Origin of the sequence: Ruminococcus flavefaciens 007c (assembly GCF_000571935.1) — a bacterium.
Classification (GTDB): domain Bacteria; phylum Bacillota; class Clostridia; order Oscillospirales; family Ruminococcaceae; genus Ruminococcus; species Ruminococcus flavefaciens_F.
This window is the reverse complement of the sequence record NZ_ATAX01000003.1, coordinates 23,480-40,602: the sequence shown is the minus strand read 5'-3', so window position 1 is coordinate 40,602 and position 17,123 is coordinate 23,480. Positions and strand designations below refer to the sequence as shown.

The window sequence follows — 17,123 nt, the reverse complement described above, 5'->3', positions numbered from 1 at the left end:
CTGTAAAGATGCTATTTTTGGTAATTTGTCCACCTATTCTTTGCTTTCTGGGTTGCAATAAGTCCTGTGAAGATGTATAATTATAAAAAATAGACTAAAATAACAATGGGGGAATTATTAAAATTATACACTTTGCACTTATGAAATGGTAATTTCATAATATATATATTCAGAAAGAGGGTATTAAAATGAGGGAAAAACTAATCCGAAGAACTGCGGGCATTGCTGCGTCAGTGTGCGTATTCATGCAGTCGGCCGTGCAGTTCACGCCCAAAGCTGTCACAGCTGACGCAGCAGTAAACTACACAAATGCTGCTGTCGCCAGCCGGGGAATGTCTGAGGGAGACGCTGTGATACGCGGCAGAAACGCAACTGTGGTCTATGACAGTACTCTCGGGTCGAATGTGCTGGATCTCCACGGTGACGGCTTCGGCAGCGGCTGGCTCCAGCTTCCTGCCATGTTCGGGGAAGGCTGTGAAAATGGTTTCAGCTTTTCGCTGAAATTCAGGCTGGACAGCGCAGCAGGGGATTATACCAGGCTTTACCAGTTCTCGCCCGTATCCTTTGGCGCAGGCTCTGCACCGAGCTATACTTCGCCTGATATTTCCGTTGATCTGAAGGATAAAAAGTCATACAGGACAAGCATTTTTGTGGGAAAGGGTACCACCACGGAGAATGACGACAGGCACAGAGCGATTTTCGACCTTGAAACAGCTCCCGACAGCGGTAAATGGCATGAGCTTACGGCGGTATATTCTCCTGATACCGCTCAGTTCTACATGGACGGAAAACTGCTCTCAACAAGCACGGCAGCAACGCTTTCCGATACCATGAACAGTCTGTTTTCCGAGGGAGTCCTGCCGTCCTATATCTACAATTCCATAGGTCATTCGGTATACTCAGATAATGATATAAATGCCTGTGTGGATGATGTTATGCTGTACGGCTATGCTCTGACAGCGGCTCAGGCAGCAAGGCTTCCGGATAATCCTCTTTACCGCTATACCTTTGAGCCTGATACAATAACAGAAGGCACAGCGTCTCCTGAGGAGGAAACTTCAAAAGCCCATGACGGCACAGTGCTTACAAGCGTTCCTTCACTTGAGACGGCTTCTCCAGACGGTTCGCTTATAACAAAGTTCTGGACAGATGCAAAGGGAAGCTTTTACTATTCGGTAAACAAGATAAGCCGCGGAACGGAAAGTACGGTCATTGAGCCTTCAAAGCTGGGGCTTGTGACCAATACGGAAGATCTTAGCTCGGGCTTTTCACAGAATGCTCCTTCAGCGGCTTCCGTTGAGCATGACGAGACGTATAAAATGCCCTACGGCAAGCATACCACCATACGCGACCATTACAACGAGATCTCCTTCCCGCTGAAGAAGGGCAGCTCTACACTGACTGTATATTTCCGCGTATACGATGATGGTATGGGATTCAGGTATGCCCTCGATCACGGCGCCACCATAAAGGAAGAGATCAGCCAGGTTATGTTTCCTTCAAAGAGTAAGTTCTGGGGCAACTGGCCAAATGCTACCTACGAATGGGATATGGTGGAGCTCCCGAAGGACAGGGGCAATGAGACAAATGCTACTTATTCCTGCCCGTATACAGGCGTTATCAATGATAAATTCTGGGTAACCGTTACCGAAGCAAGCGTTTTCAACGAGGAGGATCCCTACTGTGCAGGCTCCCTTCAGTTTGTGGGAGACTATCACAGTCTGCGCTTCAAGGGCGGCGTCAAGGTCAGCGGCATCACCATGGGCAGTGCTTTTCATACTCCGTGGAGAGCGGTCGTCATCGGTGATTCACTGGATCATATGGCGTCAAGCGATCTGATACTCAATCTCAATCCGCCATCGGTGATAGAGGATACAAGCTGGATACGCCCCGGCAAGACCGCGTGGTCATGGTGGAGCAGCGGCGGAGATTCTCCTGTTGAGTACCACACACAGAAGGACTATATCGACTTTGCTGCGGATAACGGTTGGGACTTCGTATGTCTCGACTTCGGCTGGGCACTCTGGGATGACAGCGAAGCCAAGGTCAAGGAACTCTGTGACTATGCTTCTGCAAAGGGCATAGGCATATACCTCTGGTACGGCGTTAACAACAAGGGACACTCGGGCTACAAGGACAGCAGGGGAAATCCAGCATATCCTTATTATTCGCTGCTTGACAAGGCAACTATAGTACGTGAGTTCAAGCGTATAAGAAGTCTGGGCGTCAGCGGCGTCAAGGTAGACTACTACGAGAGCGACACTCAGGAGACTATGAAGCAGATGAACCTCTGCGCAAAGATAGCTGCCGAGAATCATCTCATGGTACTGTTTCACGGCTGTACTGTTCCACGCGGCGAGAGCAGGACATATCCGAATATAGTATCCTATGAGGCTGTAAACGGCTCGGAATACTACAAGTGGGGCACAAGTCCGTCGCTGGCTAACAGAGTGTCCTACACATTCACAAGAAATGTGGCAGGTTCGGCTGACTTCACACCTACAGGCATACCCATATACGGCATAAAGGCTACAGCAGGCTTTGCTATTGCTGACGTTGTTACTATCGAGTCGGGAATACAGCATTTTGCACATTCTGTATACACCTATCAGGGCAACAAGGCACTGCCGTTCCTGAATGACGTTCCCGTAGCATGGGACGACATGAAAGTCATTGACGGCTATCCAATGCAGTTCAATGTTACCGCAAGGAGAAGCGGCAGCGACTGGTATGTTGGTGCCTCAACACTATCGGCAAGAAAGGTGAGCGTAAAGCTCTCGGAGCTGGTCGATGATGACGGAACATATACTGCGTATATCTTCGGAGATAACAGGGACGGCAGCGAGATAGAGGTGACCGTTCTCGAAGACCTTACAAAGGACAGCGTTATCGAAAGAGACCTTCTTGCCAACGGCGGTTTTGCCATGAAGATAACAAAGAGCGGCATGAGACTGACCACTCCTTACAGCAATTTCAGATTCTATGAGGCAGAAAAAGCAAAGCTCTCAGGCAAGGCTTCTGTGACCTCAGGCAAGGACGGAAAGTACAGTTCGGGCAATGCCTATGTCGGCTATGTCGGCGGCGGAGCAGATAATTATATCACCTTTGACAATGTTACTGTCGATAAGGCGGGAGAGTATAAGCTCCGCATATACTATGTATCGGGTGAAAGGAGAAGCCTCAGCATAGATGTGAACGGCTCAGTGGCTGCGACACTTGACGGACTGTACGCAAACAGGAACGACTGGTCGGGAATTGCCGCGGCAGATGCCACAGTAACTCTGAAAGCGGGCATAAATACGATAAAGCTCTACAATAACAGCGGATACGGTCCCTCTGTTGACAGGATCGCTGTTGCCATCCCCTTTGAGGATACGGAGGGCGACATAAATCTTGACGGGAACTTTAATGTTGCCGATCTTGTCTTAATGCAGAAATATCTTCTGAAGGCAGCGACATTCAATAAGCAGCAGGCAGCGGCTGCGGATTTGAATAAGGACGGCAATGCGGATATTTACGACCTTATTCGTATACGTCGTATGCTGATAAAATGAAATACCGTAAATGATAGTGTGCAGAAAAAGCCCGGAAGCATATTCAAATGCTTCCGGGCTTTTGTCCTTATGCTGTTTTAAACGTTAAAACTTACATTACGTCCCGGGATTAAGTGAAGCTACCTTCTTTATCAGGTATTCCTGTATTTTCATGGCGTCATTGGCGGTAAGACCGATGGTTTCTCTGTCTACGTCGCCCTGCTTCTTACCCTTCTCGGTGAGGGGCTTGTCTGCTGTTCCGTTTATGCCGTACTTATTGGGATTTGCCAGAGCCTGCATGATGAGTATAGCGTCGCTGAGACTGATCTCTCCGTCGCAGTTTGCGTCGCCGTAGAGCAGCTCCTCCTCGGGCTCTTCGCCGGCTTCTGCGATATTGTCGAAGTCAAGCCAGAGCATGACGTTTTTATTATCCGGAGCATAGGCAGGTGAGCCTGTATTCTGGGAAGCCAGCTCGGCAGCTGTGAGAGCCTTGCTGTATATCCTCATCTCATAGAAGTCAGCAAGAGAGTTTCTTCCTGTTTCGGGGCAGGCGCCGAGAGTGAGGTTATAGTCGGAATGAGCAACTCCGGACTGAGTGCCTGTTGCTTTCTCGCCCAGCATCTTTCCGTCACAGTATACGCGGAGCATATTGTTCTCTGCATCGTAGATGCCTGCTACCTGATGCTTGTTTCCAAGCCAGCCAGAGGGGGCGTCGCAGTAAAGACTGCGCCATTCGCCGCCTGCGTAGATGAAGAACTCGACGGAGCCGTTGCCGCCGCGGAAGCCGAAGGCGTAATCGCCCTTGCCTGTGAACATATTGAACTGCTGTGTGCCTGTGGGAACAAGAACTACCTCTGCGGTAAATGAATTTTTGCCTTCAAGAGCACTGTCCAGTGCGGCGTTATGAGGTATGCTCAGGGAGCCTGTTACATAATTGCCGTCGGCTGAGCTGCTGAGCTTTGCGCTGTTTCCTATTGGGATCTGCAAAGCATTGCTGCTCTTGTCCTGTATCATCACACCGTCAGAGCGGCGTCTTGCGCTTATCTCGACTTTGTCGTAATCTGTCTTTGAAGCTGCAACGGGTATAAGGGTATATTTCCAGCTGTATGTCCTTGACGAAGGCAGGCGGTACTTTTCCAGTGTTGCCTGTCCGCAGGTAGCGCTTCCTGTACCCATTGAGCCGTAATCCACGCTGAGATATGTCTCAGAACGGGGACGGAGCTTATAGGGATGGTCTGCGTTGTTGAGATCCTCGGGAGTAAAGTGCAGAGCACTCGCTTCTACCGCGCCCTCAGCCGCTACGAGAAGATCATAATCGGGAGAGCCTGTCTTTACGGAGATCCATCTTACGTCAGTGAGATTTCCGCAGTCGTCAGCTTTCATATAGGGATAGAACATTTCCGACACTGTGCTGTTCCATATTCCGAGCCTGCCGTTGGTCTTTCTGTCGTTGAAGGTCTCTACGGGGCCGTTGCCGTACCAGCTTACCTCCTCGCTGTTTTCGGGGAGCTTCATTATTGAACCCACACGGAGGAAGTTTCCGAGGCCGGAACGTGTTCCGTCGACCTTGAACTCGATATCAACGCTTCCGTCGCAGTTAATGGTATAGATTATATCTACCTTTGTATTGCCTGCGTTGGTGAGGGTAAGGTGGGAGGTAACTGTCTTGGCGCCGTTTGCTCCGTCTGAAACATCTATGCCGTCACAGCGTGCGTCTTTCATAGCGCTGCGCCAGCTTGCGTCAAAGGATCCCTTTGCTCCCCAGCCGTTATCGTTCTCAACGTTTCCGCGCCAGAAATTGGGAGTCGGGCCTTCTTCCACAAGGGTGTTGCCCTGATAGGTGTATTTTCTCATAAGTCCCGTGGACTTGTCTATGATCATGTTGAATCCGAGACCTGTGGGGACATAGGAATCAGGTGTTTCCACAATGCCGACGCTGTCGGTGCCGTAGTTGTATTTTACTGATCTTCCGTTGGTGGTGAGCTGTACCTGTGCATAGGAGATCTCGGTGCCTTCGGGGATAAGATCGCTGCTCTTCTTTGTGGAGACAGAAAGCTCCAGCACCAGCTCATCGCCCGAAAGTAAATTACCGGGTACGGTGTACGGCACGGTCAGGGTGTTGCTTGTGAGGGGAGCGCAGGAGGCTCCGTCAAGAGTGCCCTTCTGGATGCTTATTCCGTTTTTCAGCAGCTTCCAATCCAGTATGAACTCGTTCAGATCGGCAAAATTGTTCTCGTTGTATACCGATATCTCGTTATTGGCGAGCTGTGAAGCATTTGCCGAGAACCAGAAGTTCTGATACTGGAACTTTACCTCTGCAAGCTCGGGCTGAGGAGTTCTGTCGGGGCTTACGAGGCCGTTTTCACAGAAGCTGTTATCGTTGGGCCAGTCGCCCCAGTCACCGCCATAGGCAAAGTACTTGCCCTTGCTGCTTTCGGGGGAAAGGTTTTTATGGGCGTAGGGCTCGGAGTAGTAGTCCCAGCTGTTGGCGGGAAGGGGAGTAGCTCTTGACTGGTCTGCCCAGTCCCATATAAAGCCGCCCAGCATATTGTCTGCGCTTCTTATAGCGTCCCAGTATTCCTTGAGAGCGCCTAAGGAGTTGCCCATAGCGTGGTCGTATTCGCACATAACATACGGCATCTTTCCCTTGCCTGCGTTATTCCATATGGAATCGGAGTTCGGGTACATATTGCTTCCCATGTCAACACCCATGCCGCTGCCCTGACCTTCACTGTGTACGGGGCGTGAGTAGTCGTGCTTCTTGAAGTACCAGATCATATCGCGGAACATTCCGCCTGCATCGTTGGGATTGCCTGTGTAAGCCATCTCATTTCCGATGGACCAGGCAACTATACAGGGGTTGTTCTTCAGACGCTTGTAGGCGGTGTCGGTTCTGTCCATGGCAAGCTCGTAGAAAAGGGCTTTGCCGTCGTTGTTGTCCATAAGGGCATGAGACTCCATATTGGTCTCTCCCATGACGTAAAGACCGTACTTGTTGCACAGCCAGTAAAGGTACGAATCGTTGCTGTAATGCGACGTTCTTACGGCGTTGACATTGTTGAGCTTCATGAGCCTTATGTCCTCGCGCATAGTTTCCTGCGAAACAGCCTTTCCGTTAAAGGGATCGGTGTCGTGTCTGTTGACGCCCTTGAGGAGAAGGCGTTTGCCGTTGATGGTTATGGGATCCCATGTTCTGGTGGTGACTCTGTATGAAGAATCCACCTCTGCGCGGGTAAAGCCGATGCTGCGGAAACCGAGCTGTGCGGAGAGTATCTCCTGCTCATTGCCGCTGTCATCGATAAGCGTAAGTACCAGAGCGTAAATGTCAGGGTGCTCTGCCGACCAGAACTTCGGATCATTTACTACTGTCTCGATCTTTGCTGTACCGCTGCTCATGGCTTTTACTGAAAAAGCGGCAGCCGTATTGTCTCCCAGTATATTGACTCCGTCCTCGTCAAAGGCCTCAGCTTTTACCTTCCAGCCGGATCTGTCATTGCCTGTGCGGTTGCGGATATCAAGATCTATGGTGAGGGAGGAGCTGTTCTGTGAAGTATTGACATCCGTATGTACGGTATAATCCCTTATTTCCACATCGGGAGCGCTTACAAGAAAGACGTCGCGGAAGATACCTCCGTCGTATATCATATCCTGATCCTCGAACCATGTGCCGTCACAGAATTTATGTACCTCAACCACGAGGTCGTTCTCGCCCTCTTTAAGGTAGGAAGTAATATCGAAGCGGTGTGGGCTGAATGAATCCTCGCTGTAGCCAACCGCATTGCCGTTGAGATAAACGTAATATGCCGATTCAACGCCGTCGAATTCGATATAGGTGTGTCTTCCTCCTGCCAGCATGGCGCTGTCGGGAGTGAATTTCTTCTTGTAGATACCCACAGGATTATAATTGGTGGGCGCCTGCGGAACAGGTACGTTGCTGTCGTACTTTGCCTGCCACGGCTGAGTTATATTTGAGTAAATAGGGAAGTCAAAGCCCTGACAGGTCCAGCTTTTGGGCAGCTGCACAGTTTTCCATACGCTTTCTGTGGGATCGTCTATGCTGCTGTTTTTCAGCGCATAGTCGAGGTGCCGCTCCGCCTCACCGGCATTCTGTACCACCGTAAGCTTCCAGTCTTCATCTGCTCCTGTGAGCATCTGGAGATACTCCGAATCCTCACGGGCATTGTAGTCTTTTACCGCTTTGATGGCTGCAGCCGTGCTCTGGTACGGTATGGGATTGCAGGACGAGTCCTCGCGGTTTACGGCAAAAACGTCTTCCGCTCCGTTTCTGCCAGTCCATTCGTTGCCGCTGAACTGCACTCCCGCTGCCTCGGTCCGTACAGGCGGCAGTGCCGACATGGACATAGCTGCCGTCATAATGGCAAGAGCTGCGGAAATAAATCGTTTCATAAGTTTTTCCTCCTTTTTAAAATTCCCCTGCTATATTTATTGTGCTGTGCTTATAAGATTTTGCGGAAATTCAATCTTATTATGTATAATATAACATAGAAATCGGTGGATTGCAACCTATATAATAAAGATATGGTGAAAAAATTACGGAATTATACTTTTTTTAGCTTGATTTTACCAAAAAAGCCCCCGTTTTGCTGTAAAACGGGGGCAATCTCAGTTGCTTTCAAGTATATTCTTTATGTCCTGCATACGTCTGTCCCATTCTGCACTCTGGTCGGCGCATTTTTTCAGATCGTCTGCAAGGAGGTTCAGCTGGTAGGGCGGGAGATCCTTCTTGTAGCGCAGTTTATGTTCAAGGCTTGCCCAGAAGTCCATGGCTATAGTGCGGAGCTGTACCTCGGCTTTCACGAGGCGCTTTTCGTTCTCAAGAAATATGGGGACTGCAACTATGAGGTGGAGGCTCCTGTAGCCGTTGGGCTTGGGATTGTTTATGTAGTCCTTTTTCTCAATGAGAGTTATATCGTCCTGTCTCAGGAAGCAGTCGGCAAGACGGTAGATATCCTGTACGAAGGAGCATACCACACGTATGCCTGCAATGTCGTTTATATCGCGCTCTATGGCTTCAACATTCCTGGGGATGTGATTCGTCATTATCTTTCGGAAGATGCTGCCGTAGCTCTTTATCCTTGATTGTATGAACTCTATGGGGTTGCTCTCGCCATTAAGTGAGAACTGCTCGTTTAGTACGCGGAATTTGGTCTCTATCTCCATAATTGCGCATCTGTAATATGTGAAGAACTGCTGCATCGGTATCATATTGTTTTCCACTGACTGGAGAAATTCTGCCTCTGACATATCGGCTTCCGTCAGCTCATGCAGCTTTCTTATAACATCATTATTGGAGTTCATGGCATATCCCCTTCGTTATTTAATGGTTTTATTATAGCATTTATTTGCTGAAAGGTCAATCATTTGTCTGACTTTTCATTTGTTTGACACAGAAATGCGGCTGTGTTATACTTAGCATATATCATCGTTAACGGAGGGGAAAACATGGCTTTTGATTTCAAAAAGGAGTATAAGGAATTTTATCTGCCCGGGAACAAGCCCGTGATCGTAACAATACCCGCTATGAACTTTATTGCAGTCAGCGGAAAGGGTGATCCCAATGACGGGGACGGGCAGTATAAAAGGGCACTTGAGATCCTGTACGGCGTTGCATATACCATAAAGATGAGCAAGATGACAGACTACCGTATCGACGGCTATTTTGACTATGCTGTACCGCCTCTTGAAGGTCTCTGGCGGCAGGAAGGCACTTCGGGAATTGATTACAGACGCAAGAGCGATCTTATCTGGACATCTATGATAAGACTGCCTGATTTTGTTACAAAGGCTGATTTCGAATGGGCTGCGGAGCAGGCGGAGAAAAAGAAGAAGCTGAACTGTTCTGAGGCAGTATTCATGACCTATGAGGAGGGGATATGCGTTCAGTGTATGCACATAGGTCCATATGATGACGAGCCTGCAACAGTTGCTCTTATGGACAGCTTTGCGGAAAGTTCGGGCTATGTGACAGACATAACGCTGAAGCGTCCTCACCATGAGATATATCTTTCCGATCCGAGAAAAACAGCTCCCGAAAAGCTTAAAACAGTTATAAGGCATCCTGTAAAGAAAATGGACTGAAAAGACATATATGAAGGAATATCCGGTGGGTGGCATAATGCTCTGATACAAGAGGGCACAAATTGTCGGGACAGATTATCCGTCTTTATGATAGAATAAAGTCACACCAATGAGGAGGAATGACTATGAACTGGACTGAGGGCATACAGAGTGCTATCGACTACATCGAGGACAATATCACGGAGGAGCTGGACTACTCTGAGATCGCGGCGCGGTCAGCCTGTTCGGCTTTCTATTTCCAGCGTATCTTCGGGGCTCTTTGCGGTATGACGCTGGGAGAGTATATCCGAAGCAGACGTCTTACGCTGGCGGGAAGCGATATTGTCTCAACAGACGAAAAGGTCATAGATATAGCCTTGAAGTACGGTTACAGCTCGCCTGACAGCTTTACGAGAGCATTTGCATCTTTTCACGGAGTAACTCCCTCGGAAGCAAGGCAGAAGCCAGCTGAGTTAAGGTCTTTTTCACGCCTCAGGGTGCAGATTATACTGAAAGGCGGAAATAGTATGAATTACAGGATCGTTGAAAAAGAGGAATTCACAGTTCTTGAAAAGGTGGAGCGTCACACAGTGGCCGGAGGTCAGAATCTTAACACTATCCCTGAGTTCTGGGGCAGAGCACACAGGGAAGGCGTGATCGATACCCTTCAGGGATATGCGTCGGACCGCAGCTGTATGCTGGGTACGTGCTACGGCAACGGCCATACGGACTGCGAGAAATTCGAGTACGGCATAGCTGTTCAGTGTGCGCCAGATACGGTAGCTCCCGAGGGTTATCGCGTAAACAGGATACCTGCAAGGAAATGGGTGGTGGCTGAGTGTACAGGAGCTATGCCCGATGCGATACAGCAGCTCTGGCATGAGATATGCTCGGAGTTCTTCCCTACGACACACTATAAGCCCACATACGAAATGGATATTGAAGTGTATTCTGACGGAGATATGACAGCTCCTGATTATAAGAGCCAGATATGGATACCCATTGAGTAAGGCGCACAAAATCCGATGATGATATTTGTGCATATATACAAAGATAAAAAAAGCTCTTGACTCTGACGTTACGTCATGGTCTATACTGTACTTACGCGGGAGGAGGTAATACAATGATGACGGTAAAACAGGTCAGCGACCTTACGGGAGTGAGTATACGCACTCTCAGGTACTACGATCATATAGGGCTTCTCAGTCCTGCTGATCATACGGAGGGCGGATACAGGCTGTATGACGATGCAGCTCTGGAGAAGCTTCAGCAGATCATGCTTTTCCGTGAACTTGAATTCCCTTTGAAGGAGATAATCCGTATTATGGAAAGCAGGAGCTATGACCGCAAAGCAGCGCTGGAACAGCAGATAGAGCTGCTGGAACTAAAAAAACAGCGCCTTGAGGAGCTCATCGGCTTTGCCCGCGGAATAAAGGTATTAGGAGTGAGAGCAGTGGATTTTTCTGCATTTGACACATCAAAGATCGACGAATACACAAAGCGCGCCAGGGAAAAATGGGGTGATACTCAGGCTTATAAGGAGTTTGAGAGTAAGAAGCGCTCCGACAGTGAAAACAAGCAGGTCATGGAGGACTTCATGCAGCTCTTTGCGGAGTTCGGCGAGCTGAAAAACGGCAGTCCCGAGAGCCCCGAAGCTCAGACTATGGTGAAGAAGCTTCAGGACTTTATAACCGAGCATTTTTACACCTGCACCGATGAGATACTCAGCGGTCTGGGCAAGATGTACGCCGCAGACGGCGAGTTTAAGGAGAATATCGACAAAGCGGGCGGCAAGGGCACAGCAGAATTTGCATCGGCGGCTATTGCGGTATATTGCGGAAAATAAGTTTCAGAAGGGCGGAATCTATCCGCCCTTTTTAATGCGTGATTCGTAATGTGTAATTGTAGGGGCGCTGCCTGTGCCAATATCATCGTAAAACGCGGGCGCCCCTATAATCTGTCATTATGGTTTTACGGTTATTAACGGGCGACGGGACGTCGTCACTACACTATTAACTTCCGGGCGCTCCTACAAGCTAACGGTTTAAGATATGACACATTGTGTCATGAAATATAAAAATTTACTGTATTATTTTGCATAGATATAATAAATGTAGACAAAAAAGTGGTAAAAAGATACAATAAATCATTGCAGAATTATGAATAAGCGTGTATAATAAAATGGATAGGGGACTTATGTCCCGAAATCGTGAAAAATATACAGGGGGAATTACAATGAACCTAAAACTAAAAAAACTGACGGCGGCAGCTGCTGCTCTTGCAATTGCAGTTACCTCCAACATCGGCGCAGGTCTTACAGCTGACGCGGCTTACGGAGTCGGCGGCAACGGCTCTGCTGTCATGGAGTACCTTGACCGCGGCATCTACGCTATCAAGTCGGGCAACGGTATGTTCATAAGCTGGCGCTTCAACGCCAATGACGATGACAATGCGGAGTTTCAGCTTTTCCGTGATGATCAGCTCATCTACACCAGTAAAGCGGGTGAAGCTACAAACTACTGGGACGCGCAGGGCAATTCAGGCTCAAAGTACCGCGTTGATACTCTCGTGAACGGCAGCGTGGTAAGCTCCGAGGACTGCCGCTTTACATCTGGTACGAACTACTTTGATATACCGCTGAAAAGTCCGGGAAGCATATACTCGCCCAATGACTGCTGCGCAGGTGACGTTAACGGCGACGGACAGTACGAGATAATCGTAAAGTGGGATCCGAGCGATTCACAGGATAACTCCAAGACTGGAAAAACCAGTAATGTATACATCGACTGCTATACCCTTACAGGCCAGCAGCTTTGGCGTATCGATCTGGGCAGGAATATCCGCGCAGGTCAGCACTATACACAGCTTGCTGTTGCAGACTTTGACTGCGACGGCAAGGCGGAGCTTGTAACAAAGACCTGCGACGGAACTGTTGACGGCACAGGCAAGGCAATAGGCAATGCCAGTGCAAACTATGTTGACAGTTCGGGACTCGTTCTTCAGGGACCTGAGTACATGACGCTCTTTGAGGGAGCTACAGGAAAGGCTCTGGACACTATTGATTTCCCTGTCACGAGAGGCGACGCTACCAGCAATACTGCCAAGTCAACATGGGGCGACAATTACGGAAACCGATGCGAGCGCTATAACTGTGCCATAGCTTATCTTGACGGAGTTCACCCCTCTGTTATCTACGGCAGAGGCTACTATACAAGACTTACCCTTTCGGCTGTGGACGTTGTGAACGGCAAGCTTTCAAAGAAGTGGGTATTTGATACAGGATTCAATACAAGCGATCCTGCTTACGGCTGCGGAAATCACAACGTAATGGTTGCGGACTTCGATAACGACGGCAGACAGGAGGTATGCATGGGCGCCTGCTGTATCGACGACAACGGAAAGCTCCTCTGGTCAACAAGACAGGGACACGGCGACGCTATGCACGTCGGCGATCTTGATCCCAAACGTGAGGGAATAGAGGTCTTTCTCTGTCACGAATCCGGAAATTATGGTATTTCTCTCGTTGATGGCAAAACCGGAAGTATCATCTGGCACTATGACGGCGATAAGGATACGGGACGCTGCTGCGCGGATAATATCATCGCAGGCAACAGCGGTGCTGAGTTCTGGGGCTCAAGGCCTGCATATAATGTATATGATGTCTCGGGCAAACAGATAGGCAGCAAACAGCCATCCACAAACTTCCTTATCTACTGGGACGGAGATCTTGAGCGTGAGCTTCTTGACGATATCTATATCACTGATGCAAAAGGCGTAGACCAGTATCAGACTATCTTTACTGCTTCAGGCTGTGCTTCAAATAACGGAACAAAGGCTGTACCATGTCTTACAGCAGACCTTTTCGGCGACTGGCGAGAGGAGCTCGTTCTCAGGACGGAGGATAACTCAAAGCTCAGAGTATGGTGCACAAATACCGAGACAAAGTACCGCATAACTACTCTCATGCACGATATGCAGTACCGTATGCAGTGCGGCTGTCAGCAGTCCTCATACAATCAGCCTCCACATACAAGCTTCTATCTCGGCACAGAGGCTCAGCTCCCTGAAAGACCGAATGTCAAGCTGAACAATACTCCTCCCGAGCCTGTGAACGGCAAGCTGGTGAAGAATCTCCTTGTTAAGGACAGCGCTAACTCAGGAGCATGGAAGCTCATGGAGTCCAACAAGACGGGCGGAGCTATCTACGGCGACAGAGACTTCACATACACAGCTCTACCCGCAGAGCTTGAAAACTGCGAGTATATCATGACAGCCTGCAACTCCAAGAATACGGATTCCGACCTTGCGGAATTCATAGCGGCGGAAAAGGCTGAGGTATACGTACTTGTCGATACAAGAGAAGAAGCAGCAAATTTAGTACCGTCATGGCTTAGCAGCTATACAAGAACAGACCTAACTGCAAAGTCAAGCAATGATGTTGATTTCGCGGCTTACAAAAAGACAGTTCAGGCAGGGGAGAAGGTAGTTCTCGGAACTAACGGCATGAGCGGAAATGTCATCAACTATACTGTATTCCTGAAGAAGCCCGAGACAGTTACGACCACTACAACAACTTCCGTGACCACCACAACAATGACCACTACCACTGAGCCTGAGATAACAATAACCGTCAACGGCGGTTACAATATCACAGAGGTACTCTCATATCCTTCAAAGACCATATATAATGAGGGAGAAAACCTCGATATGTCAGGAGTTTCCGTAAAGGCACGCTCTGTTACCTACTGGGAGAGCATGAGCAGCGCCAATTCAGGCGTGATCTACGGGGAGCCCGTTGTAATAGAGAATATCAGTCTCGATCCTCAGAGTGCAGTAATAAGCGGAGCAAACGGTGAAAGCCGGAATGGTTCTCAGCTGCCTCAGGTCAAAGAGGGAACCTATGAGGTTACTTATAACGGACAGTTCAATGCTGAGGGAAAAATGCTCACTTTCAATAATTTCAATTATGAGATAACCGTAAAGAAAAACGATGAGGAAAAAGCAGACCTGATGGGCGACGCCAACTGCGACGGTGTTGTAGACCTATCGGATGCTATACTCATCATGCAGGCTCTGGCAAATCCCAATAAATACGGTATAGGCGGAACTGCCGAAAAGCCTCTCACAAAGAAGGGTCAGCTCAATGCAGATGTTGATACTGCCACAAAGGGACTTACAGGCGATGACGCTGTCCGCATACAGGAGTACCTCCTGAAGAAGATCGCTACTCTTGATCCTAATGGTTGATAACTGAATAAGCGTTTTTCAACAGCGTCCGTGATGATATTTCGCGGACGCTGTGCTTTTTTCTGTTGACAATCCCGTAAATTTAAAGTATCATATTATTTATATCACCGAAAGTGCGGCAACGGAAAGGGCGGAAGAAAAATGAAGATAGTAAAGGCAGGAATTGCAGACCTCGATACGATACGAAGAATAGTACGGGATACCATAAGAGCGGTCTATCCACGTTATTATCCCAAGGGTGCTGTGGACTTCTTCCTTGCTCATCACAGCGATGAGAATATTATAAAGGATATTACGGCAGGAAATGTCTGCATACTCTTAAATGAGGAAGGTCAGCCTGCGGGTACGGTTACGACGGCGGAGAATGAGCTCAACAGGCTTTTTGTGCTCCCAGAATATCAGGGACACGGCTACGGCGGTGAGCTGATACGTTTTGCGGAAAATGTCATATTTGAAAAATATGACCGTGTGGTACTGTCTGCCTCTCTGCCCGCAAAAAAAATATACCTGAAAAGGGAATACAGCTGTACTGAATACAATATGACAGAATGTCCCAACGGCGATTTCTTATGCTACGACGAAATGATAAAGCTCAGGGACAACTGAGCAGGATTACATGACCATATGAAAAAGGCAGCTCCCGCAGGAACTGCCTTTTGTTTATCAGTCTATTCTGGTAAAGCGTCTTTGTTCGCCTGATTTGCCAACAAACATTGTCTTTGGTCTTGCCCAGACCTCATTGTCCTTAAGGGATCTGTATACGACGAGCTCTTCCATGGTCTCGCTGTGTCTTGCAACTGCGATCACTTCATATTCGTTGCCCTTGAAATGGCGGTATTTGCCGCCGATAACGATCTCTGTCTCTTTGTCCTCAACAACAGCTTCGTTGCGGGGCTCGGTATTGACTATATCGTCCTCCACGATTATCATTGCGGAATAAGGTCTCATGCGTACAGAAGCATTGCCGTTCTCGACCTTAATCGGCGTTGAAGTGAACACATCAACAAGGTGAGGCATATGGGTGCCGAAATTGAGATCGAAGTCGTAGTCTGCAAGATTGAGAGCAACATATACGGTCTGTTCACCAAGCACTTTCTTGAAAAGAAGCTGCTGATTTGTTATTATTATGCGCTCGTAGCTTCCTGTTCTGAGTGATGGATATGCGCGGTAGATTCGACCGAGCTTGACGATATGCCTGTACAGGGATACGTTTTCACGTTCCATATCCTGTAGATGCAGGCAGGGACGCAGATTATCGTCGGAATTGTTTTCCTTTCTGCCCTCGATGCCGTATTCGCTTCCGTAGTATATGGAGGGGATACCCGGCATGGTGTACATCAGTGTGTATACCAGCGGCAGATGCGCATGATTGTGGAGGGTGCTTGCCAGTCGGTTGACATCGTGATTGTCTACGAAGTTGTAGAGGTCGATATTGCGATAGATACCGCCGTTAGCGCCTGACTGGCGGTTGATGGAATAATCTATCTCAAAGTAATTCTTGTCATTGTGGGAGGACCATAAGCCCTTGTAGCATTCATAGTTTGTAACGCTGTCCAGCATCTCGGGATTTGCCCAGCGGTTGTAGTCACCGTGGATTATCTCTCCCATGAGCCAGAAATCAGGCTTCTTGCCCTTGCAGAAGCTGCGTATCCTCTTGAAGAAATCAAAGTCTATGCAGTCAGCGGCGTCAAAGCGTATGCCGTCTATGCCAAAGGACTCTATCCAGTAGTTAACTGCGTCTATAAGGTGGTCGCATACTCCGGGATTGCGGAGATTGAGCTTTACAAGATTATAGTGACCGTTCCAGCCCTCATACCAGAAAGGATCGCCGCAGGGACTCGGACCGCCGAAATTAAGGTTCTGGAACCAGCCGCAGTACTCGGAAGCCTGTCCTTTTTCCTGTATATCCACAAACTGAGGAAATTTTCTTCCTACATGATTAAATACGCCGTCAAGTATTATGCGTATGCCGTTATCGTGCAGTCTGTCGCATATAAAGCGAAAGGAATTATTATCTCCGAGACGGCGGTCTATCTTTTTGTAGTCGATGGTATCATAGCCATGCTCGACAGACTCGAATACAGGACCGAAGTAAACTGCGTCGACGTTCATTTCCTTCAGATGGGGGATCCAGTCAAGTACCTTGTCAAGGCGGTAGGTGACGTCCTCGCTTCCATCGTTGAATTTTGGTGCGCCGCAGAAACCAAGCGGGTAGATATGATAGATTATTGCGTTATCATACCAGTTCATAACAAAACACTCCTC

The 17,123-nt window shown here is 48.6% G+C and carries 9 protein-coding genes; 6 read left to right on the top strand and 3 right to left on the bottom strand.

Annotated features, from left to right (window positions below; translation table 11 throughout):
• Positions 1 to 188 precede the first annotated feature (188 nt).
• Positions 189 to 3,554 (top strand): glycoside hydrolase family 97 catalytic domain-containing protein, encoded by a 3,366-nt coding sequence (locus RF007C_RS00170; protein WP_037296349.1) that lies wholly within the window; start codon positions 189 to 191, stop codon positions 3,552 to 3,554.
• A gap of 96 nt (positions 3,555 to 3,650) precedes the next feature.
• Here RF007C_RS00170 and RF007C_RS00165 read toward each other — a convergent pair whose 3' ends face one another.
• Positions 3,651 to 7,940 carry a glycoside hydrolase family 2 TIM barrel-domain containing protein gene (locus RF007C_RS00165; protein WP_051456439.1) on the bottom strand — a complete coding sequence of 1,430 codons (4,290 nt, stop codon included), beginning with the start codon at positions 7,938 to 7,940 and terminating at the stop codon, positions 3,651 to 3,653.
• Between the two features lie 216 nt (positions 7,941 to 8,156).
• On the bottom strand, positions 8,157 to 8,852 hold the full coding sequence (locus tag RF007C_RS00160; protein WP_019678335.1) for a GTP pyrophosphokinase: 696 nt from the start codon (positions 8,850 to 8,852) through the stop codon (positions 8,157 to 8,159).
• Positions 8,853 to 8,996: 144 nt separating this feature from the next.
• Between RF007C_RS00160 and RF007C_RS00155 the strand changes: the two genes are divergently transcribed.
• The 5 genes from RF007C_RS00155 (at position 8,997) to RF007C_RS00135 (ending at position 15,464) form a co-directional block, all read left to right on the top strand.
• Entirely contained in the window at positions 8,997 to 9,632 is a 636-nt protein-coding gene (locus RF007C_RS00155; RefSeq protein WP_037296347.1) for a GyrI-like domain-containing protein, read from the top strand.
• Between the two features lie 125 nt (positions 9,633 to 9,757).
• Positions 9,758 to 10,621 (top strand): AraC family transcriptional regulator, encoded by an 864-nt coding sequence (locus RF007C_RS00150; protein WP_037296345.1) that lies wholly within the window; start codon positions 9,758 to 9,760, stop codon positions 10,619 to 10,621.
• Between the two features lie 113 nt (positions 10,622 to 10,734).
• The gene (locus RF007C_RS00145; RefSeq protein ID WP_037296343.1) at positions 10,735 to 11,457 is read left to right on the top strand and encodes a MerR family transcriptional regulator; all 723 of its coding nucleotides are present in this window, start codon (positions 10,735 to 10,737) and stop codon (positions 11,455 to 11,457) included.
• Positions 11,458 to 11,846: 389 nt separating this feature from the next.
• Positions 11,847 to 14,858 (top strand): rhamnogalacturonan lyase, encoded by a 3,012-nt coding sequence (locus tag RF007C_RS00140; RefSeq protein ID WP_242836247.1) that lies wholly within the window; start codon positions 11,847 to 11,849, stop codon positions 14,856 to 14,858.
• 141 nt (positions 14,859 to 14,999) lie between these two features.
• Positions 15,000 to 15,464 (top strand): GNAT family N-acetyltransferase, encoded by a 465-nt coding sequence (locus RF007C_RS00135; RefSeq protein WP_037296340.1) that lies wholly within the window; start codon positions 15,000 to 15,002, stop codon positions 15,462 to 15,464.
• Positions 15,465 to 15,521: 57 nt separating this feature from the next.
• On the opposite strand, the gene RF007C_RS00130 is transcribed toward RF007C_RS00135, so the two are convergent.
• A complete protein-coding gene (locus RF007C_RS00130; protein ID WP_037296337.1) occupies positions 15,522 to 17,108 on the bottom strand; it encodes a DUF1653 domain-containing protein in 1,587 nt (528 codons plus the stop codon).
• Positions 17,109 to 17,123 lie beyond the last annotated feature (15 nt).